The organism is Myxococcus dinghuensis (assembly GCF_024198235.1).
Lineage (GTDB): Bacteria > Myxococcota > Myxococcia > Myxococcales > Myxococcaceae > Myxococcus > Myxococcus dinghuensis.
Map to the genome: position 1 here is coordinate 47,918 of NZ_JAKCFB010000015.1, position 19,945 is coordinate 67,862.

16 protein-coding genes are annotated in these 19,945 nt (G+C 70.9%); 6 read left to right on the forward strand and 10 right to left on the reverse strand.

What is annotated here, in order from left to right; translation table 11 throughout:
- Nucleotides 1–8 precede the first annotated feature (8 nt).
- The 3 genes from LZ198_RS20540 to LZ198_RS20550 all read left to right on the forward strand — a co-directional run bounded on the left by LZ198_RS20540 (nt 9) and on the right by LZ198_RS20550 (nt 2,147).
- A complete protein-coding gene (locus LZ198_RS20540; RefSeq protein ID WP_253973827.1) occupies nt 9–1,178 on the forward strand; it encodes an SDR family oxidoreductase in 1,170 nt (389 codons plus the stop codon).
- A gap of 89 nt (nt 1,179–1,267) precedes the next feature.
- Nucleotides 1,268–1,663, forward strand: a complete 396-nt coding sequence (locus LZ198_RS20545; RefSeq protein WP_253973717.1) for a MaoC family dehydratase — start codon at nt 1,268–1,270, stop codon at nt 1,661–1,663.
- 4 nt (nt 1,664–1,667) lie between these two features.
- A complete protein-coding gene (locus LZ198_RS20550; RefSeq protein ID WP_253973718.1) occupies nt 1,668–2,147 on the forward strand; it encodes an FAS1-like dehydratase domain-containing protein in 480 nt (159 codons plus the stop codon).
- On the opposite strand, the gene LZ198_RS20555 is transcribed toward LZ198_RS20550, so the two are convergent.
- The 7 genes from LZ198_RS20555 to hslV form a co-directional block, all read right to left on the reverse strand.
- Nucleotides 2,134–2,889, reverse strand: a complete 756-nt coding sequence (locus LZ198_RS20555; protein WP_253973719.1) for a VOC family protein — start codon at nt 2,887–2,889, stop codon at nt 2,134–2,136. The genes LZ198_RS20550 and LZ198_RS20555 overlap by 14 nt on opposite strands.
- Nucleotides 2,890–3,106: 217 nt before the next feature.
- Entirely contained in the window at nt 3,107–3,922 is an 816-nt protein-coding gene (locus LZ198_RS20560; protein WP_253973720.1) for a tetratricopeptide repeat protein, read from the reverse strand.
- A complete protein-coding gene (gene dnaK / locus LZ198_RS20565; protein ID WP_253973721.1) occupies nt 3,923–5,764 on the reverse strand; it encodes a molecular chaperone DnaK in 1,842 nt (613 codons plus the stop codon).
- 17 nt (nt 5,765–5,781) lie between these two features.
- Nucleotides 5,782–7,098 carry a J domain-containing protein gene (locus tag LZ198_RS20570; protein WP_253973722.1) on the reverse strand — a complete coding sequence of 439 codons (1,317 nt, stop codon included), beginning with the start codon at nt 7,096–7,098 and terminating at the stop codon, nt 5,782–5,784.
- A 109-nt stretch (nt 7,099–7,207) separates the two neighbouring features.
- Nucleotides 7,208–8,437, reverse strand: a complete 1,230-nt coding sequence (locus tag LZ198_RS20575; protein ID WP_253973723.1) for an aspartate aminotransferase family protein — start codon at nt 8,435–8,437, stop codon at nt 7,208–7,210.
- A 52-nt stretch (nt 8,438–8,489) separates the two neighbouring features.
- Nucleotides 8,490–9,887, reverse strand: a complete 1,398-nt coding sequence (gene hslU, locus LZ198_RS20580) for an ATP-dependent protease ATPase subunit HslU (protein ID WP_253973724.1) — start codon at nt 9,885–9,887, stop codon at nt 8,490–8,492.
- An 11-nt stretch (nt 9,888–9,898) separates the two neighbouring features.
- Entirely contained in the window at nt 9,899–10,426 is a 528-nt protein-coding gene (gene hslV, locus LZ198_RS20585) for an ATP-dependent protease subunit HslV (RefSeq protein WP_253973725.1), read from the reverse strand.
- 416 nt (nt 10,427–10,842) lie between these two features.
- Here hslV and LZ198_RS20590 point away from each other — a divergent pair, with 416 nt between their 5' ends.
- From LZ198_RS20590 to LZ198_RS20600, 3 genes are all read left to right on the forward strand, one after another.
- The gene (locus LZ198_RS20590) at nt 10,843–11,298 is read left to right on the forward strand and encodes a hypothetical protein (RefSeq protein WP_253973726.1); all 456 of its coding nucleotides are present in this window, start codon (nt 10,843–10,845) and stop codon (nt 11,296–11,298) included.
- Nucleotides 11,299–11,534: 236 nt separating this feature from the next.
- Nucleotides 11,535–11,813, forward strand: a complete 279-nt coding sequence (locus LZ198_RS20595; RefSeq protein ID WP_253973727.1) for a hypothetical protein — start codon at nt 11,535–11,537, stop codon at nt 11,811–11,813.
- A 139-nt stretch (nt 11,814–11,952) separates the two neighbouring features.
- On the forward strand, nt 11,953–13,986 hold the full coding sequence (locus LZ198_RS20600) for a B12-binding domain-containing radical SAM protein (RefSeq protein WP_253973728.1): 2,034 nt from the start codon (nt 11,953–11,955) through the stop codon (nt 13,984–13,986).
- 66 nt (nt 13,987–14,052) lie between these two features.
- Here LZ198_RS20600 and LZ198_RS20605 read toward each other — a convergent pair whose 3' ends face one another.
- Genes LZ198_RS20605 through LZ198_RS20615 form a run of 3 tightly spaced genes read right to left on the reverse strand, consistent with a single transcriptional unit; the run spans nt 14,053 to nt 19,761 of the window.
- Nucleotides 14,053–16,500: an ABC transporter permease gene (locus LZ198_RS20605; protein ID WP_253973729.1), complete on the reverse strand. Its 2,448-nt coding sequence runs from the start codon at nt 16,498–16,500 to the stop codon at nt 14,053–14,055.
- Between the two features lie 55 nt (nt 16,501–16,555).
- A complete protein-coding gene (locus LZ198_RS20610; protein ID WP_253973730.1) occupies nt 16,556–17,458 on the reverse strand; it encodes a tyrosine recombinase XerC in 903 nt (300 codons plus the stop codon).
- Between the two features lie 59 nt (nt 17,459–17,517).
- Nucleotides 17,518–19,761: a serine/threonine-protein kinase gene (locus LZ198_RS20615; RefSeq protein ID WP_253973731.1), complete on the reverse strand. Its 2,244-nt coding sequence runs from the start codon at nt 19,759–19,761 to the stop codon at nt 17,518–17,520.
- Between the last annotated feature and the right edge of the window lie 184 nt (nt 19,762–19,945).

A 19,945-nucleotide genomic window follows, 5' to 3' on the forward strand; every position in this document is an offset into this window, starting at 1 on the left:
GCGCCGCAATGAGCGAGACGCGCAAGAAGGCCGGTTCGGGGACGTACTTCATCACCGGCTACCCCGGGTTCATCGGCAAGCGACTGGTGGAGCACATCGCCCGGGAGGATCCCAAGGGCCACATCTTCGCGCTGGTGCAGCCCAAGGCCCTCAAGGAGGCGCAGAAGCACGCGTCCCGACTGAAGGGGGCCACGGTGGAGCTGCTCACCGGCGACGTGGTGGACATGCACCTGGGGCTGTCCGGGGAGGAGTACCAGCGCCTGTGCGAGCGGGTGACGGACATCTTCCACCTGGCCGCCGTGGCGCAACTGGGCGTGCCCAAGGACACCGCGTGGCGGGTGAACGTGGACGGCACGCGCAACATGCTGGAGCTGGCGCGCGACTGCGAGCGTCTGTCGCGTTTCAATCACTTCTCCACCTGCTACGTGTCCGGGGACCGGGTGGGCGTCATCGCCGAGGACGAGCTGGACCGCGGCCAGGGCTTCCGCAATCCCTACGAGGAGACGAAGTTCCAGGCGGAGCGGCTGGTGATGCGCGCGTCGGCCACCCTGCCCGTCACCATCTTCCGGCCGTCCAGCGTGGTGGGCGACTCGCGCACGGGGGAGATCGACAAGTTCGAGGGGCCCTACTACCTGGGCATCCTGCTGGTGACGTCGCCGCTGGTGGTGCCCCTGCCCCTGCCGGGCAACGGCGTGGCGCCGCTCAACGTGGTGCCGGTGGACTTCGTGGTGGACGCGGTGCTGCGGCTGTCGAAGGACCCGCGCGCGGCGGGCCGCACCTTCCACCTGGTGGACCCCAACCCCATGAGCGCGCGGCGCGTGTACGAGCTCATCGCGGAGAAGGCCAACAAGAAGCTGCCCCGCTTCAACCTGTCCGCGCGCGCGGCCGACGTCATGCTGCGGCTGCCGGTGCTGGAGAAGCTGGCTCGCCCGCAGCGCGCGGCCATCAGCTACGTGAACCACCTGGCCATCTACAACTGCCACAACACGCTGGAGCTGCTGGACGGCACGGGTGTCCGCTGCCCTCCCCTCTCCGCGTACCTGGACCAGCTGGTGACGTACGTGCGCGAGCAGTACCGCAAGCGCCGCGAGGGCTCCGAGGTCGAGGACCCGCTGGACCACGGACCGGCCACGGAGCGCGAGGACGGCGGCGCCGCGGCGGCCCGCTCCGGACATTGAAATACGCCACGCCCCCCTTGCATTTCGCGACGTGGAACGCGGGCACTTCGTGAACCGGGGCGCTGGCGGCCCGTGCTAGACATCACCGAATGGCACGCACGTTCCAGGTAGGCGACACGTTCACGCACGTCCGCGAGTGCGACCGGTACCGGCCGATCTACTACGCGGGCGCGTCCGGGGACTTCAATCCCATCCACATCGACCCGGAGGTCGGCCAGGCCGCGGGCCTGGGTGGCGTCATCCTCCAGGGCCTCTGCACGCTGGGCTGGGCGGTGGAGGCCGTCGGCATCTTCGTGGGAGACCCGGGCCGCATCCGCCGCGTGAAGGTGCGCTTCTCCCGCCCCGTGCGGCTGGAGGACACCGTCACCTTCCAGGGCCGCGTCACCGTCCTCGAGGGCCACCGGCTCGTCACGGAAGTCACCGCCACCAACCAGCGCGGCGAGGCCGTCCTCAAGGGCGCCGTCGTCGAAGCCTCCATCGGATAGCGCCATGGCCATCGACAAACGCTTCATCGGCCGTGAGTACGGCCCGTACACGTACACGATCGGCGCGGAGAAGATGCGCGAGTTCGCGCTGGCGCTCGGAGGCGCCCACCCCGCCGCCGGCACGCCCGGAGAGGCGCCCGCGCACGTCAGCCCCCTGCTCCACGACGCGCAGGCGGCCAAGGACGGCCCCTACGGCGACCTCATCGCCTTCCCCAGCTTCGCCGTCGTCTTCGCCATCCGCCCGTTCGGCTCGGCCGTGGCGGACCCCGAGCTGGGCATCAACCTGCTGATGCTCGTCCACGGCGAGCAGGAGCTGGAGTTCCTGGACGTCATGCGCCCGGGCGACGTGATGACCACCACCGGCCGCATCGCGGAGATCTTCGAGAAGGCCGGCATGGAGTTCGTCGTCGTCACCTCCGAGTCGCGCAACCAGCGCGGCGACGTCGTGGTGAAGGGCACCTGGACCGCGGTCATCCGCGGCTGACGGGGCGTGCCCCCTCGGGGAGCGAGCGCGTCGCGCCGTCCCCGAGGAGCGTCTCGAGCGCTCGCAGCTCCGCGTCGAGCGCCACGCGTTCCTCCCGGGTGAGCGCCAGCGCCCCGAGCGCCTCGAGCAGCACCGTCACCCCCGCGGCCTCCTCCAGGGCCACGGCCAGCTCCAGGCGGGCCGCGAGCACCCGGGCCTTCTCCAGGCGGCTCCCCTCGACGCCCTTGCGCAGCGCCGTCTCCAGCACCTTCGCCGCCGCCGCGTCGTCGTTCTTGAAGTCGCGCAGGCGACGGGCCAACGCGAGCGCCTTGCCCAACCCCGTGCTCCGCTCCGGCGCCGCCGCCTCGTCCCCGTAGCCCGCGGGCTCGTCCCGGCGCACGAAGATGACGGTGTTGCCATTCGGGTCCACGACGGAGAAGCGCGACTGGCCCGGCCGCATCCGCGTGATTCGCGGCACGCCACGCAGGGGCAGCCTGCCGAGGTCCGCGCGCAGGGCCGCCGAGAAGTCCGCGTGGAGACGCTCGACCTCGTCGACGATGAACAGACACGTGCTGAACGCCCGGGACGGCTCCAGGCCCTTCAGCCCGAAGAAGTGGAGCTGCGCACCGCCCCACCGCGTCACCGCATAGGGATTGGGTGAGCGCTGTCGATAGGTCACCTCGAACCCCAGCCGCGCGTAGAACCCCAGCGTCGGCTCCAGTTCGACACAGGGGAGCATCGGAATGCTGACTTCGGTCGACATGACCAAACCCTGCCATTTCGACAGATACCTGTCAAAACAACAGGAATCTGGCGCCGTGCCCTCCGGGGTGCGCGTCGCGACACAGGTGGGCGCGGGTCAGCCCTCCCACGTCGACAGGGTGCCCGCCTTCGCCACCGGCGGTCTGGGAAACGGAGGCCCCGGCTTCGCGCCGCGAATCCAGACGGGCATCGCGCTCGGAGGGCAGCGGGCTCGCGCCTCACCCGGAGGCGATGACGCCCTCGTCGAGCAACTGCGCGAGGATGCGGGCGGTATCGAGCCGCGTCATCCCGGACAGGGCGAAGAGGTCCTCGTAGGTCACCCCGCCGTCGATCTGCGCCAGCACGAAGCCGGCGCGGTGGTCCAGGTTGAGCCAGATGACGTCGTCGGGCTGGAGGCGCACGCGGGGCACCCGCCCCAGGTCCCCCAGCTTCGACTCCAGCATCGCCATCAGCATCCGCTCGCTGCGCAGCCGCAGGGCCTCGACGCGCGGGTCCCCGGGCGCCAGCTCCTGCGCCTTGAACAGCAGGTCCACGGCCCCCGAGTGGTCGTCCAGCTCCAGCAGGTCCCCGGCACCACGGAGCAGTCGCTCCAGCTCCGTCTCGCCCAGCGGGGCGCGGTACGTGTCCGGGGGAAGGCCGTACTCCTGGGTGATGGGCGTCTCGTCGCGGGACAGCAGCTCCAGCACGTCGCTCTCCGGAGGCCCCGCGTCCGCGTCCGGGAGCAGGACGCTGGCCGTGCGGACGACGGCCGTCTCCTCCACGGCGAGGCTCGGCTCACCCACCGCCCACGCGCCCCAGTCACCCTCCAGCGAGGGAAGCGGCGTGGCGCGGGTGGAGACCTCCGTGGACGGCGCGGAGAACGGGCCCGTGCCCGTGTTCCCGCCCACCAGCGTCGCCAGCGACTCCTGGGCGCGGGTGTTGCCGGGGTCCAGCTCGAGCGCCCGCTCGAAGAGCTTCTGCGCACCCTGCGCGTCGCCACTGAGGCGCAGCCACAATCCCGCTTCCACGAGTTGGTTGGCGCGCTGGGTGCTCATCTATCTCCCCATGCCGCTTCGCGCGGGGTTCTTGAGCTGGGCGAGGCTGGCCGCGAGCAGCTCGCACGCGCGCCCCAGGGCGCCCACGTCCTCTCCCGCGCGCACCTGCCGCGCGTGCTCCAACACCTGCTCGGCCCGGGGCACCGCGTCCGGGGGGAGGCCGCCGCCCCCCGGCAGCAACCGCGCGCGCGTGAGCGCGTCCATGACGTCGCGCGCCAGCGTGTCCAGCTCCACGCGCCGGGCGATCAGCTCCTCGGAGATGCGCGCCGCCATGAGATAGCCGCGCTGCTCGTCCATGATGCGCTTGAGCTCGTCCTCCGTCAGCCCGCTCGACGCGGTGACGGTGATGGACTGGCGCAGGCTCGTCTCGCGGTCCCTGGCGGAGACGGAGACGATGCCCTCGGCGTTGATGTCGAACGTCACCTCGATCTCCACCTGCCCGCGCGGCGCCTCGCGCAGGCCGGAGAGGACGAACTCCCCCAGCAGCTCGTTCTGGTGCGCGGCGTCGTGCTCGCCCTGGAGCACCATGATCTTCACCACCCGCTGGAAGTCCTTCGACGTGGCGAACACCTCCGTGGCGGAGGTGGGCACCGTGGTGTTCTTGGGGATGATGCGCCGCACGAACCCACCCGCGATGGCCACGCCCAGGCTCTGCGGCGTGACGTCCAGGAGGAGCAGCTCGCTCTCCTGCGCCACCAGCGCGTGCGCCTGCACCGCCGCGCCCAGGGCGACGACCTCCTCCGGGTGGACGCCCTTGCACGGCTCGCGACGGAAGTAGTTGCGCACGGCCTCCACGACGCGGGGCATGCGCGACATGCCCCCCACGAGGATGACCTCCTTCAGCTCCGACGGCCGCACCCCCGCCTCACCGAGCACCTCCGTGGTGAGGCCCACCACGCGCTCGGTCAGGTCGTTGGTCAGGTCCTCCAGCTTCTCGCGCGCGAGCGCCGCCTGCAGGTGCAGCGCGGCCCCGCCTCCGGGCGGCGTGCTGATGAAGGGCAGGTTGAGCTGCGTCTCGCGCATGCCGGACAGCTCCACCTTCGCCTTCTCCGCCGCGTCCTTCAGCCGCTGCAAGGCCATGCGGTCCTTGCGCAGGTCGATGCCGTGCTCCTTCGCGAAGCCGAAGACGAGCCACTCGATGATGCGGTTGTCCCAGTCCTCGCCGCCCAGGTACGTGTCGCCCCCGGTGGCCACGACGTCGAAGACGCCCTGGTTGATCTCCAGCACGGACACGTCGAACGTGCCCCCGCCCAGGTCCAGCACCGCCACGCGCCCGTTGACCGTGCGGCTGAAGCCATAGGCCAGCGCCGCCGCGGTGGGCTCGTTGATGATGCGCAGCACGTCCAGCCCGGCGATGCGGCCCGCGTCCTTCGTCGCCTGGCGCTGGGCGTCGTTGAAGTACGCCGGCACCGTGACGACGGCCTTGCTCACCGGCCGCCCGAAGTGGGCCTCCGCGTCCGCCTTGAGCTCCTGGAGGATCATCGCGGACAGCTCCGGCACGGCCAGGTCCTTGCCGCCCATGCGCACGCGCAGGTCGTCGTGCTGCCCGCACACCACCTCGTACGGCAACTGGCGCAGGGCGTCCTGCACCTCGTGCGAGGAGAACTTCCGGCCGATGAGCCGCTTGGCGGCGTACACCGTCTCCTGGGGGTTGGTGATGGCCTGGCGCTTGGCGATGCTGCCCACCAGCCGCTTGCCATTCTTCGACACCGCGACGACGGACGGCGTGAGCGCCTGTCCGGTGCGGTTCTTGATGACCACGGGCTGACCGTCCTGGACGGTGGCGACGATGCTGTTCGTCGTGCCCAGGTCGATGCCAATGAGGGGTTCGGGCTCAGCCATGGGAGTCCGCGCTCATCCTAGAACGTCCACCGCAACTTCTTGAGGGCCGCCTTCGCGTCCGCGTTGTCCGGGTCCAACCTGGCCGCGTCCTCGTAGGCCCGCTTGGCCTGCTTCTTCGCCCCCAGCTCCACGAGCACCTTGCCCAGGAGCAGTTGGTGCTCCACGCGTTGCCCCTGGAGGTCCACGGCGCGCTGCGCCAGCACCCGCACCTCGCCCACGTCCTGCCCCTGTTCGAGGCCCGACCGGGCGGAAAGGTAGGCGGCCTCCGCGCTCTGCGCGTCCAGGGAGGCGGCCAGCCGGTAGGCGGCCAGGGCCCCCACCGAGTCCCCGTGCTGGTCCAGCTCCCGGCCCCGGGCCAGCTCGAGGGACGCGCGGTGTTCGTCGTGACGCCGCCGCGCCTCCACCAGCAGCGTCGCCACCTCGCGGTTCTTGGGGTCCAGCGTCTGGACCTGGTGGAAGTCCTGGTAGGCGCGCTCCCAGTCCCCCCGGGACACCGCCGCCTTGCCCCGGGCGATGAGCTCCGACAGCCGCACGTTGCGCGCCATGTAGGGGTGGCGGGCCAGCCGGGCCTGCCGCTCCGCGCGGCGCGCCTCGGACTCCCCATCCTGCGGGGCCGGCGCGGGCGGGGGCGGCGCGGGCGCCGGAGGAGGTGGCGCCGGAGGCCGGGGCGCGATGGGCGTCAGCTCCAGCGCGGGGTTCGACGGGGGCGGAGGCGCGGGGGCGGGCGCGGGCGAAGCCGCCGCGGTGGAGGCGAGCGCCAGCGCCGGGTTCGCCTTCAGGTAGGCGTCGCGCTTGTCCTGCTGGGTCAGGACGTTGTGGGCCTCCGTCAGCCTCCGGAAGATGCGCTCCATCCGGGCGCGGAAGCTGCCCAGGTTCTTGCCGAAGTACCGGTCCGGGTGGAAGCGCCGTGACGCGTTGTAATAGGCCTGCTTCGCCTCGGACGCGGGCGCCCCGGGGCGCAGCCCCAGCACGGTGAAGTGGTCCAGCGTGTCGAGCGAGCGCTCCAGCTCGATGATCTCCCGCTTCCGCTCCGGCTCCAGGTCCACTTCCTCGGCCAGCGCCGCGTCCACCGCCGGGGCGGGCTGGTTTCGCGGCACGACGCGCGCGGGGACGATGGCGCCCTTGGCCCGGAGGGACAGGAGCACGGCGATGGTGCGCGCCTCACCCAGGGTGGAACGCGACAACAACTGGTCGATTCGCTCGACGCGACCGACGAGCGACAGGACAGAGGCCTCCTCCGCGCTGAGCTGGAGGCGGGAGGCATCCAGGTTGGGCACCGTCGCCAGGTGGTCCGTGCGGGCCCCCAGGCCGACGATCATGTTTGGCGCGTTCACGAGACGGTCCACGGATGGGTTGCCGAAAGGCCGAGCGTAGGTTTGGGAGACACAGGGCGTCAAACACCCAGTGTCTCCCCGACCCGGTCGGATGGGCGGCGTGACGACCTCAGAGGGCCGTCAGCACCCGCTCGATGATGGCGAGGCTCTCGTCCAGCTCCTCGCGGGTGACGGTGAACGGCGGCGCGAAGCGCACCGTGCGCTCCCCGGCGGCGTTGCCGAGCACGCCCCCCTCGCGCAGCCGGGCCAGCACCTGGGGCGCGTCGCGGTCCATCTCCAGGCCCACCAGCAGGCCGCGGCCGCGCACCTCCACCAGACGCCCGGCCGGCAGCCGCCCCTGGAGGGCCTTCAGGCCGGCCAGGAAGTACTCGCCCTTGGCCACCACCTCCTGGAGGAAGCCCGGCTGGCGGATGACCTTCAGCACCGCGTTGGCCGCCGCCGCGGCGACCAGGTTGCCGCCGAACGTGGAGCCGTGGCTGCCCGGCGACAGGCTCGCGCCCACGTCCTCGCGGCAGAGCATGGCGCCGATGGGCAGCCCGTTGCCCAGCGCCTTGGCCATGCTGACGGCGTCCGGGAGGATGCCGTCGCGCATGAAGCCGAACGGGATGCCCGTGCGGCCCATGCCCGTCTGGATCTCATCCACCAGCAGCAGGATGCCCTTCTCGTCGCACAGGGCGCGCAGGCCCTTGAGGAAACCCTCGGGCGCCACCCGCACCCCACCCTCGCCCTGGATGGGCTCCACCAGGATGGCGGCGGTGGTGGGGCCCACGGCGGCGCGCGCGGCGTCCAGGTCCCCGTAGGGAATGTGCTTGAAGCCCGCCGGCAGCGGCTCGAAGCCCGCGTGGTACTTCGGCTGCCCGGTGGCGGTGACGGTGGCCAGCGTGCGGCCGTGGAAGCTGCGCTCGAAGGTGATGACCTCGAAGCGCTCCGGGTGGCCCCGGTCCTTCATCGCCTTGCGCGCCAGCTTCAGCAGCGCCTCGTTGGCCTCCGCGCCGGAGTTGCAGAAGAACGCGCGCGACAGGCCGCTCCACTCGCACAACTGCGCCGCCAGGTCGATGGACGGCTGCGAGTAGAAGGCATTGGACACGTGCCAGAGCGTGTCGAGCTGCGCGTGGGCGGCGGCCACCACGTCCGGGTGGCAGTGCCCCAGGGCACACGTCGCCACGCCGCCGATGAGGTCCAGGTACTCGCGCCCGTCCGCGTCCCACACGCGGGTTCCGCGGCCACGGACCAGGACGATGGGCTGCTGCTTGTAGTTCTGCAGCAGGTGGCTCCGGGCCTTCTGGATGAGGGGGGCGTTGGCGAGCGGGGCGGCGGGGGACGGCACGGGCTGCGACAAGGGGGGCTACCTCCCTTTGTGTGAGTGGGGACTGCCCGCGCCATATAGCGCGCTAGAGGATGTAGCGCGACAGGTCCTCGTCCTGGATGATGGAGCCCAGCCGCTCGCGCACATAATTGCCGTCCACCTGGAAGTCCCGGGGCCCCAGCTCACTGGCGGAGAAGGACACCTCGTCGAGCAGGCGCTCCAGGACGGTGTGGAGGCGGCGGGCGCCGATGTTCTGCGTGCGCTCGTTCGCCTGCTGGGCGATGCGCGCCAGCTCCGTCACCGCGTCGTCGGTGAAGGTCAGCCGGACGCCCTCGGTGGAAAGCAGCGCCGTGTATTGCCGCAAGAGCGAGTTTTTCGGCTCGCGGAGGATGCGGATGAGGTCGTCGCCGGACAGGGGCTCGAGCTCCACGCGGATGGGGAAGCGGCCCTGCAGCTCCGGGATGAGGTCGCTGGGCTTGGAGACGTGGAAGGCGCCCGCGGCGATGAAGAGCATGTGGTCCGTCTTCACCATGCCGTACTTGGTGTTGACGGTGGAGCCCTCGACGATGGGGAGGATGTCGCGCTGCACGCCCTCGCGCGACACGTCCGGCCCGCCGCTCCCCTTGCCGCCCTCGCGGCTGGCGATCTTGTCGATCTCGTCGATGAAGACGATGCCGCTGGACTCCGCGCGCGCCACGGCCTCGCGCTGGACGCGGTCCGGGTCCACCAGCTTCTGGGCCTCCTCCTGGCGCAGCAGCTGGAGCGCCTCCGGGACGCGCACGCGGCGCCGGCGCGTCTTGCTCATGCCCGGCATGTTCTTGAAGAGGTCCTGGAGGTTGACGCCGATCTCCTCCATGCCCTGGCCGGAGAAGCCGCGCATGAAGGTGGGCGCGCTGTCGCTGGTCTCCACCTCCACGTGCTGGTCGTCGAGCGTCCCCGCGCGCAGCTTGGCGCGCAGCTTGTCGCGCTCCGCGTCGTCCAGCCGCGAGGGAGGCGGAGGCGGCGGCGGGGAGAAGCCGAAGGGCGGCGGCGACGGCGGCGTGCGCGGCCCCCCGCCCTGCAGCAGCTCCACCAGCCGGTCCTCGGCCAGCTCCTCCGCGCGGGGCTTCACCTTCTCCGTCTCCTCCTCGCGCACCAGCGAGATGGCCGCCTCCACCAGGTCGCGGATCATCGACTCCACGTCCCGGCCCACGTAGCCCACCTCCGTGAACTTCGACGCCTCCACCTTGACGAACGGCGCCTGGGCCAGCTTCGCCAGCCTCCGGGCGATCTCCGTCTTCCCCACGCCCGTCGGGCCGATCATGATGATGTTCTTGGGGTGGATTTCATCGCGCAGGTCGTCCGAGACCTGCTGGCGACGCCAGCGGTTGCGCAGGGCGATGGCGACCGCCCGCTTGGCGGCGTTCTGCCCCACGATGTAACGGTCCAGCTCGCCAACGACCTCGCGGGGCGTGAAGGTGGACGTCTTGCGCGAATCGGCCACGGGCGGTGCTCCTAGAGCTCTTCGATGGAGATGTTGGAGTTGGTGTAGATGTCGATTTCCCCGGCGATGGCCAGCGACTGCTGGGCCACCTCGCGCGCGGGCAGCTGCGTGTGGGCCATCAGCGCCCGCGCGGCGGCCAGCGCGTACGGGCCGCCGCTGCCCACCGCCGCGATGCCGTAGTCCGGCTCGATGACGTCGCCGGCGCCGGACAGGATGAACGTCTTGTCGCGGTCCGCCACCACCAGCAGCGCCTCCAGCCGCCGCAGGAAGCGGTCCATGCGCCAGTCCTTGCCCAGCTCCACGCAGGCCCGGGCCATGTTCTTCTGGTGCTCCTTGAGCTTGGCCTCGAACCGCTCGAAGAGCGTGAAGGCGTCGGCGGTGCTGCCCGCGAAGCCGGCGAGGACCTGCCCCTCCCCCAGCTTGCGGACCTTCTTCGCCGTGTTCTTCATCACCGTCTTGTCGAAGGAGACCTGGCCGTCGCTGGCGATGGCCACCCTGCCTTCACGCCGTACGCAGAGAATGGTGGTGCCGTGGAACATGGGCCCCGGGTTTAACAAGCCCCGCCCCCCGTTTCCAAGGAACACGGTCCGCCTGTCCAGTTCAGGGCGTCCCACCCACGCCCCCGGTGGGTCGAGGTCCGACACCTGACGCAGTCGCCGGTGTCGCGGCGCCCCGCCTGTAACACGGGATGCAACACCAACCATCCGGCCCGACCCGCCGTGTCGCGGACAAACCCTATACACGAAGGATTATCCAGACGTTAGCGCTGGAGCCCCCACGGCCGTCTCACATGACCCGGATGTCTCTATTCACACCATGCCTAAACCGATTTGACCGTTTGTCTTGCATACATTATTTTTCTGGCGACCCTTCGTGCTGCAGGCATGGAGTCCGTCCCATGTCGGCAGCCTGATTGGTTTCACGACCCATCCACGACAGACAAGGAAGGAACCCCGTGACCAGTCCCATCCTGATTCTGGGCTTGCTCGTCGCCGCTGGCGCTCCGAGCCACGCCGCCAGGTCGAACCCCGCGAATGAAAGGGCCAGCCGGGTGAGCACCGTCGACATCAGCGCCAGCGCCAACACGGACCGGGTCGTCATCCAGGCCAACGGCGCGAACCTCACCGTGGAGCTCAAGACGGTCAGCGGAGCCAGCGTCACCTCCGTCACCGAGGCCTCTCCCTCGGGGTACTGGCCGTTCCAGAAGGGCGACCTCATCCTGCGCATCAACACCCGGCAGATCGCCACCCCGTCGGACATCCTCTTCGTCTGGCGCGTGGGCGCGCCCTCCGTCTTCGAATTCGAGGTCGTCCGCAACGGCGCGCGCATCGTCTATCCAGGCACCGCCGCGGACTTCCCGGCCCTGGGCCTGCCTCCCACGCCGGAGCCGCCCACGCCGCCCACGCCCTGAACCCCCACCCGCCCCGGGGCCCCGTCTCCATGGAAGTAGATGAGCCGGAGACGGGAGGCCTCACCTCCCGCCCTCGCACGTCACGGTCGCGAGGCTGTGATGACAACCCGTTTGAGATTCGTGACTGCCCGCGTCGATATGACTCACACGCGTCATGAACCCTGAAGGCACCCGGTAAGGCCTGGCATGAGTGTCTGACCGGGTCGTAGCAAGACAACACACCCTCGGAGGTAAGCATGGACGACTCGAAGAAGGCCACCCGCCGTACGATCCGCGCGCTCGCGTCCCCGGCCGCGCTGACGATGCTCTTCGGAGCCTTCGCCAGCCACGCCGCGACCCTGAACCCCGTGGTCAATGACGCCATCGGCGTCAACCAGGTCAGCCTCCCGACCAGCGAGGTCCAGCAGCAGCAGCAGCAGCAACAGCAGCAGCAGCAGGTCGCCAAGCCGGGCACCCTGGCCGGCGGCAAGCCCATGCTGCTCAAGGCGCTCGTCGCGGGCATGAGCATCGCGTAGTTCCGTCGAGGTTCGACGTCGGCGCCGCCCGCCCGTCGTGGGGCGGCGCCTCTTGATGGGGGAGGCTCGACCAGTGCCCCCGTCCTCCCGACGAGTCCCTGACCTCGTCCGTACGTCCACCCCATGGAGGTTCTGGCTGATGGCAACCGACACCCCGCAGGAGGCCCGCGACCTGTCTCGCCCGGATCTCCACCTCATCTTCCCGCCGCAATGGTCTCCGCTGCAGCCGTTCCTGAGCACGCCCTCGCTCAAGGCCTATCTCGAGCTGCGCGGACACAGCATCCACCAGGATGACTGGAACGTGAGCTTCTACCGGTGGTTCATCGGTCCCCAGCGGCTGCCGGTGGCCCGCGCGCGGCTCAAGCACTTCATCGAGGCGCTCACGGACGAGCACCGCATGTACCGCGCCCGCTGCCTGCACGCGCTGGCGACGCTGGACGAGTACGACACGCTCCTCCCCCGGGTGGAGGGGCTGCGGACCGGCGACACCTACGACACGATGGAGAACTTCAAGGACAGCGTGGACGCGCTCAAGGCGCTGCTCGCCGCGTTCTCCGCCGCGGAGCCCGTCATCGAGGTGGGCACGACGTCGCTGCAGGACGGAGACGTGCTCGCCTCCATCCCCGCGCTGCTCGAGTTCATCGAGGACCGTTACGCCAACCCCTTCATCGCCTTCTTCGAGGAGCAGGTCGCGGGCGTCCAGCAGCGGCCCCGCTACTTCGGCGTCTCCATCATCGGCACCGAGCAGATCGTCGCGGGCCTGACGCTCGGGCGGGTGCTCAAGCAGCGCTTCCCGGACGTGCCGGTGCTGGTGGGCGGGAGCGTGTTCTCGCGCCTGGTGGAGAAGGAGAGCACCTGGGTCACCCAGCTCTTCGGCGAGTGCTTCGACTTCATCTGCCGCTACGAGGGCGAGCGCCCCGTGGACCGGTTCCTCTCCGTGGAGGACCCGCGCAAGGACCGCACGCCCAACTTCGCCTTCATCGACGGAGGGGAGCTGGTGCTGACGCCGCTGGGTGACTCGCTGCCCATGAGCGAGGTCCCCACGCCGGACTTCGGCGGGCTGCCCCTGGAGGAGTACCTGTCTCCCGAAATCGTGCTGCCGCTGCTGACGACGCGCGGCTGCTACTGGGGCAAGTGCGCCTTCTGCTACCACGGGATGATCTACGGCGACCGCTACCGCATGCGCGCGCCGGAGATGATCGCCAAGGACCTGGAGGTGCTCAACGCGCGCCACGGCGTGCGCCACTTCGCCTTCAACGACGAGGCGCTGCCGCCCAAGCTCTTCCGCATGCTCCCCCCCGCCGTCCCCAAGGGGCAGTACTTCTTCACCGCGCTCTACAAGTTCGAGAAGTACTACACGCGGGAAGACTTCCAGAACATGTATGACATCGGCTTCCGCTCGGTCTACATCGGGCTGGAGACGGCGTCCGAGCGCGTGCAGCGACACATGCGCAAGAACAACACGCAGAAGGTGATGGTGGACAACCTCCAGTTCGCGCACGACGCGGGCATCTGGAGCCACACCTTCAACTTCTTCGGCTTCCCCACGGAGACGGAGGACGAGGCGGAGGAGACCGTCCAGTTCCTGCTGAACCACTCGGACATCCTGCACTCGGAGGGCACGGGCACGTTCGTGTTCGAGCACAACGCGCCCATCCACCTGGATCCGAAGCAGTTCGGCGTGAAGGGCTTCAAGCCGCGCACGGACACGGTGCTGGACCTGTTCTACGAATACGAGCCGGAGACGGGGCTCGACGCGGAGGGCGCGCGGGCGGTGCTCGAGCGCTTCAACAAGCTCAAGCGCGAGCGCAAGCTGTACCAGCACGGCCACTGGGTGGACCGTGAGCACCTGCTCCTCCTGCTCAGCCGCTACGGGCGCGACGCGCTGAAGCAGGCGTTCGCCACCGTCGAGGAGAGCGAGCGCGGCTACACCGCGGCGCAGCTCCTGCGCGGATACGAGTTCGACACGCCCGAGGGCAAGCGTCACTTCGTGGTGAACCGGCGCCTGCGCCGCGTGTGCGTCACCAACGAGGACGCGGTGCGCATCGTCGGGTGGCTGCAGTTCGGCGCCAAGGTCGACGACCTGCTCAACGCCTATCCGGCACTGTCGGCCGCGCTCGACCCGGTGCCCGAGGACATCGAGGAGCTGACGGCGTTGAAGGAAGCGTCCTGAGGCCCGCGGGCCCGCCGTGAGTCCCCTCCCCCCATGAGCCGTGGGGGGAGGCCGGACCGGCGGGCCTCAGCGGTTCTGGATGGCGCTGAGGGGGTCCACCCGCGACGCGCGGCGCGCGGGCAGCCAGGTGGCGATGAGCGCCACGCTCCCCAGCAGCACGGAGAAGCCCACGAAGGTGAGCGGATCCCTCCCGCTCACGCCGTACAGCAGGCTCTCCATGTAGCGGCTGAGGACGAAGGCCGCGACCACGCCCAGGCAGATTCCCAGCCCCACGAGCTTCAGCCCCTGGTCCATCACCAGCCGCACCACCTGGCCGGGAGGCGCGCCCAGCGCCATGCGGATGCCGATCTCCTGCGTGCGCTGCGAGACGAGAAAGGAGATGACGCCGTAGAGGCCCGCGGTGGCCAGCACGAGCGCGATGAGCGCGAACGCCCCCAGCAGCGACAGGTTGAGCCGCCGCCCCGCCACGGACTGCTGGATGATCTCCTCCATCGTGAACACGTTGTAGAGCGGCTGCTCGGAGTCCACGCTCCGCACCGCGGCCCGCAGCAGGGGCGCCACGTGGGTCGGGGACGCGGACGTCTTGAGCACCAGCGTCACCGCCTGGAAGTACCAGAGCGTGGACTGCGCGTGGTTGTACGGCAGGTGGACCTCCGGCAACGGCTGCTGGTCCAGCCCCGCCTGACGCACGTCCCCCACCACGCCGATGATCTCCGCCGGCTGCCCGGCGAGGAGCAGCCGGCGCCCCACCGCGTCGCCCCCCTGGAAGTGTCGGCGCGCGAGCGCCTGGTTGACGATGACCACCCGCTCCTCGCGACGCCCGTCGTCCTCCGTGAAGTCGCGGCCCGCGAGCAGGGGGATGCCCAACGTCTTGAACAGGTCCGGGCTGGTGGTGCGGAACTCCGCGAAGAGCGCCTTGCCGGGGTCTGCGGCGGGCTCGCCCTCCACGGCGTAGTCACCGCTCGTCCACGCCGTCTGGATGGGCAGGAGCGAGATGAGCGCCGCGGACTGCACGCCGGGCAGCGCCCGCGCCTTCTCCAGGATGGGCTTGAAGAGGCGCTCGACGACCTCCTCGCGCGGATACTGGGCGGCGGTGATGGGCAGGTGGGCGGTGATGACGTTGCGCGCGTCCAGGCCCGGCTCGGTGCCCAGGAGCGTCAGGAAGCCGCGCAGCAGGAGCCCCGCGCCCACCAGCAACACGAGGGACAGGGCGATCTCCACGACCACCAGCGCCGCGCGGAAGAAGTGGTGCGAACGGGAGGGCGACAGCTTCGCGCCCGGCTCCGCGAGGCTCGCGCGCAGCGGCGTGCGCGTGGCCTGGAGCGCGGGCGCCAACCCGAAGGCGAGCGCGCTGCCCACCGACACCACCAACAGGAAGCCCACCACGCGCGCGTTGAGGGGCAGCTCCCCCGTCAGCGGGAAGGACGTGCGCACCCACGAGCCGAGCGTGTTGACGCCCCAGGAGCCCAGCAGCACGCCGATGACGGCGCCGAGGAGGGACAACAGCAGGCTCTCCACCAGGAGCTGTCGCACCACGCGGCCCCGGCTGGCGCCCAGCGCGAAGCGGATGGCGATCTCCTGCTGCCGCGTGGACGTGCGGGCCAGGAGCAGGTTGGCGACGTTGGCGCAGGCGATGAGCAACACCAGCAGCACCGCGCCCTGGAGCAGGAGCAGCGTGGGCCTCGCGTCCCCCACCACCGTCTCCGCGAGGGAGACGGCCGTGGCGCTGCGTCCCGCCTGCTGGGCCGGATGTGCCTCCTCGATGCGCCGGGCGACCTCCCCCAGCTCCGCGCCCAGGGTGCGGGCCGAGGCCCCCGGCCGCAGCCGCCCGAGCACGCTCAGGAAGTGCGCGCCCCGGTTGTCCACGCGGTCCGCCGAGGGGACGAACGGCACGAAGACGTCCATGCGCGCCCCGGCCGGGAAGCCCACCGTCGCCGGGAGGATGCCCACCACCGTGTGGGGCTGGCCGTCGAGCGTCAGCGTCCGTCCCACCAGGCCCGGGTCGGCGCCGAAGCGGCGCTGCCACAGGCCCTCGCCCACCACCACCACCGGCTGCGCCCCGGGGTGGTCGTCGCCGGGAGAGAAGCCGGGCCCCAGCTTCGGGGGGGTGCCCAAGACCTGGAAGAGGTTGGCCGTGGTCGCCACCACCGCCACCCGCTCCGCGCCCTCGGGCGTCATCAGGTTGCGGCCCTGGAGCTCGTACGCGGCCACGCCGTCCAGCGACGGGAGCTGCGCGGCCCAGTCCTGGTAGTTGGGCCACGACACGGAGCCCAGCCACTTCGGGTCCTGCGCGGGCGTCGTCTCGAAGAGCCGCACCAGGCGCTCGGGCTCCTCGTACGGCAGCGGGCGCAGCAACACCGCGTCCACCACGCTGAAGATGGCCGCGTTCGCCCCAATCCCGAACGCCAGACACAGCACGGCGACCACCGTGAAGAGCGGGTCCTTGCGCAGCATCCGCAGGGCGAACTTGAAGTCGCTCCCGATGTCCCCCACCCCGTCGGCGATACGAGCCATGCGCACCTCGCGTGCGCGGAAGCCTAGCAAAAACAACTCACCCGGCAACGCGCCCTCAGGCGCGTGGATGGGCGGCGTCGTAGACCGCCTGGAGCTGCTCCCAGGTGACGTGGGTATACCGTTGCGTGGTGGAGAGGCTGGCGTGACCCAGCAGCTCCTGGATGCTGCGGATGTCCGCGCCACCGCCCAGCAGGTGGGTCGCGAAGGAGTGTCGCAGCGCGTGAGGGCTCACCTTGCGCGCGAGGGCACACTTGAGGACGTGGGCGTCCAGGTGTCTGCGGATGCTCCGGTCCGTCAGGCGTCCGCCGCGCGCGTTGAGGAACAGGGCGTCCGGCGCCTGCGCGGGCCGGGGCTCGGCGAGCAGCTCGCCGCGACGGGCGAGGTAGGCCTCCAGCGCGCGGATGGCCTGGGCGTTGACGGGCACCAGGCGCTCCTTGCTGCCCTTGCCCATGACGCGGACGATGCGGCCGCTCCGGTCGACGTCGAGCAGGTCCAGGTCGCACAGCTCGCTGATGCGCAGCCCGCCGCCGTAGAGCATCTCCAGGATGGCCTTGTCTCGCAGGCCGAGCACGGCTTTCAGGTCGTGCACGTCGAGCAGCGCGAAGACCTCCTCCACCGGCAGCACCTTGGGCAGCGCCTTGGGCAGCTTCGGGCTCTTCACCAGCTTGGCGGGGCTGGCGGGCAGGAGCTTCTGGCGCACCAGGTACTTGTAGAAGGACTTGATGGAGGCGAGCCGGCGCGCGCGGCTGGCCGGTGCGTGGTCCGTGCTGAGCGTCCCCAGGTAGCCACGGATGGCCGCGTGGGTGCCGGCCAGGAGCGACAGCTTCATCCGCTCCACGAGGTAGCGCTCGTAGTCCGTCAGGTCGATGAGGTAGTTGCGCACCGTGTGCGGCGACGCGCCCTTCTCGTCCTCGAGGTGGACACGGAACTGCTCCAGCAGGGGCGACAGGGTCTTCATGGCGAGGCCAGCGTAGGGGGCCCGGAGATCCTCGCAAGATTCCGGGCCCCTGGCACCCGCTACTTCGCCGGGGTCGCGGGCGCCGCCGGCGTGGGCGCCGCGGGCTTGGGGAGCAGGACGGAGCAGGACGTCTCCGACAGCCACTGCGCGTCGCACATGAAGGCGAGCAGCGGGTGGCGCACCTGCCACAGCAGGACGAAGAGGATGGCGACGGTGAGTCCCAGCCGGGCCCAACCGGACAGGCCCTCCGTGTCGCCGTCGTCCTCCTGCTGCTCGAGGAGCGCGGGGCGGACCATGTCGCGGCGGTCCACGCGGGCGCCCTGGGGCAACCTGGGGCGCCGCGTCACCAGCGTGGCCAACCCCCGCGTCAGCATGAGCCGGTCGTTGAGGGCCCAGCCGGAGCCCTCCAGCAGCAGCGCCAGGTTGCGCCGTCGCAGCTTCAGCCAGCCGAGCAGCCCCGCGGGCGCCATCACCACGATGGCGATGAGCGACGCGGCGGTGATGAGGTCCGCCATGGTCAGGGACTTCACCTGGGAGACGATGAACGCGAAGGAGGAGCCCAGGGCCGCCGCCGCGATGCTGCCCGCGGCCACGAGCCCCGCCAGACCTCCCGCGGCCGGAGGCGCCGCCGCGGCGGGGGCGGCCGGTGCCGCGGCGGGAGGAGGCGCCGTCACGGCCTGGGTGTAGCCCGTCTCCAGCGTCGAATCGAAGGTCTTCTCACCCGCCGTCGCCAGCCCCTCCACCTTGCCGGTGACGAACGAGGCCATGCGCGTGAAGGGCATGGTCATCGACTCCCACAACGACACGGGCTGGCGGATGACGTGCGTCACCATGGCGTCGTGCTCCTGGCCGTTCACGTCGTAGAACACGCCGCGCTTGCCCACGTTGAGGTCCGTGCTGCGCCCGCGCGTGACGGGCACCGCCACCTCGTAGCCGGGCGAGCCGTCCTTCGGCGCCACCATGACGTAGAGGATGCACGTGGTCCCCTGCCCCGCCAGCGCCGCGTGCTCCGCGCGGTTCTTCGCGAGCACGGACAGCGTGTACTTGCGCCCGCCGAGGATGAGCGTCCCCTTCTCCATCAGCGCCGGCGCCTTGGGCAGGTACAGGTTGGGCATGCTGATGAAGTTGTTGGCGAACACCAGCAGCCAGCGCTGGTACAGCACCAGGCGCTCCAGTTCGACGATGGCGCCCAGCGTGGGAGCCAACGACAGGTCCGCCGCGCAGGCGGCGTCGATGGCGGACAGGTCCGCGGCGTCCACCGCCGGCAGCGCGTCGACGTGCTTGTGCAGGGGGTTCGCGTCGCGCGTGGAGAACCACGCCAGCACCGCGTCCGCCTTCGCGGACAGCTCGCGCCACGCGGCGTCGGTCAGCCGCTCCGAGTCCCCCGTCACCGGCGTGGCCACGTCCCGGCGGAAGGCCTCGAGCCGCTCGTACGCGGGGCCGCGCACCAGGCGGGTCCACGCCAGCACGCCGGACGCATCCGGCGGGGCGATGGGCAGCTCTCCCGCCGCCTTGCCCAACGCGGCCACGTCCCCGAGCGCGCCCTCCACCCGCTCCGCCCGCAGGCGCAGGTTCGCCGCGGCCTCCGGCTGCGCGGCCACGAGCCGGCACTGCAGGAAGTACGCGTCGAGCAACGGCGCCACCTCGCGGACGCTCCGCGCACGCGCCTCGCTCGCCTCGCCCCAGACGAAGACGTCACCGCGCTTCGCCACGTGCGCCAGCAGCGCGTCACGCTCCTCGCGGAAGCGCTTCAGCGTCGCGCCGTCGATGCCGGCCTCGCCCGAGCGGTTCTTCACCTCCGGGAACGACGCCATGATGTCGCGCGCGAGCGGGCGCAGGCGCTCCGGGAGGTGGTCCGGCGAGACGATGCCGTCGCCATTCTGACCTGTCTTGCGCAGCTCCTCGTCGCTGGCGCGCACCTGCGCGAGCGAGATGCGCCCCATGTCCGCCACGCCCAGCGTGCGGAGGATCATCTCCGCCGCGCCCTTGAGCGGCGCCCCCTCCGGGGAGAGCGAGGCCAGCTCCAACACGTCGCTGCCCGCGTCCGCGCCGCGGCGGTCCTTCAGCCGCAGGGCCGCCCACTCCACCGCGGTGCGCACCTCCGCCACCCGGATGCGTCCGTTGCCGTCCCCGTCCATGAACGTGAGGAAGGCGGGGTCGCAACTGAGCCCCTCCAGCGGACACGCGGTGGCGATCCACTGGGTCTCGGGGATTTTCGCCGCCTCCACGAGGACGTCGAAGGTGGAGATGTCGACCTGGAGCGAGCCGCCGTAGCGGCGATACACGAGCGAAGGAGCAGTCATACGGGGCGCGGAGGAAAGCACATCCCGGGGCCGGCTCGCACGGGAAGCACTTGTCGCCGCGCGAAGTCCCGACACGGCAGGCGGGCCCGGCGGGAGCAAGTCCGCCGGCATGCCTCGCGCGGCGGGTCACGCCACACACCGCGGCTCTCGCGTGGAGGGAATCCAGACGTCCACCCCTCCCGGG

What these genes read in the sequence shown, in the direction of transcription:
- LZ198_RS20610 (WP_253973730.1), bottom strand. Translation starts at nt 17,458, where the DNA reads ATGAAGACCCTGTCGCCCCTGCTGGAGCAGTTCCGTGTCCACCTCGAG.
- LZ198_RS20550 (WP_253973718.1), top strand. Translation starts at nt 1,668, where the DNA reads ATGGCCATCGACAAACGCTTCATCGGCCGTGAGTACGGCCCGTACACG.
- LZ198_RS20595 (WP_253973727.1), top strand. Translation starts at nt 11,535, where the DNA reads ATGGACGACTCGAAGAAGGCCACCCGCCGTACGATCCGCGCGCTCGCG.
- hslV (WP_253973725.1), bottom strand. Translation starts at nt 10,426, where the DNA reads ATGTTCCACGGCACCACCATTCTCTGCGTACGGCGTGAAGGCAGGGTG.
- LZ198_RS20605 (WP_253973729.1), bottom strand. Translation starts at nt 16,500, where the DNA reads ATGGCTCGTATCGCCGACGGGGTGGGGGACATCGGGAGCGACTTCAAG.
- LZ198_RS20560 (WP_253973720.1), bottom strand. Translation starts at nt 3,922, where the DNA reads ATGAGCACCCAGCGCGCCAACCAACTCGTGGAAGCGGGATTGTGGCTG.
- LZ198_RS20540 (WP_253973827.1), top strand. Translation starts at nt 9, where the DNA reads ATGAGCGAGACGCGCAAGAAGGCCGGTTCGGGGACGTACTTCATCACC.
- dnaK (WP_253973721.1), bottom strand. Translation starts at nt 5,764, where the DNA reads ATGGCTGAGCCCGAACCCCTCATTGGCATCGACCTGGGCACGACGAAC.
- LZ198_RS20615 (WP_253973731.1), bottom strand. Translation starts at nt 19,761, where the DNA reads ATGACTGCTCCTTCGCTCGTGTATCGCCGCTACGGCGGCTCGCTCCAG.
- LZ198_RS20545 (WP_253973717.1), top strand. Translation starts at nt 1,268, where the DNA reads ATGGCACGCACGTTCCAGGTAGGCGACACGTTCACGCACGTCCGCGAG.
- LZ198_RS20600 (WP_253973728.1), top strand. Translation starts at nt 11,953, where the DNA reads ATGGCAACCGACACCCCGCAGGAGGCCCGCGACCTGTCTCGCCCGGAT.
- LZ198_RS20555 (WP_253973719.1), bottom strand. Translation starts at nt 2,889, where the DNA reads ATGTCGACCGAAGTCAGCATTCCGATGCTCCCCTGTGTCGAACTGGAG.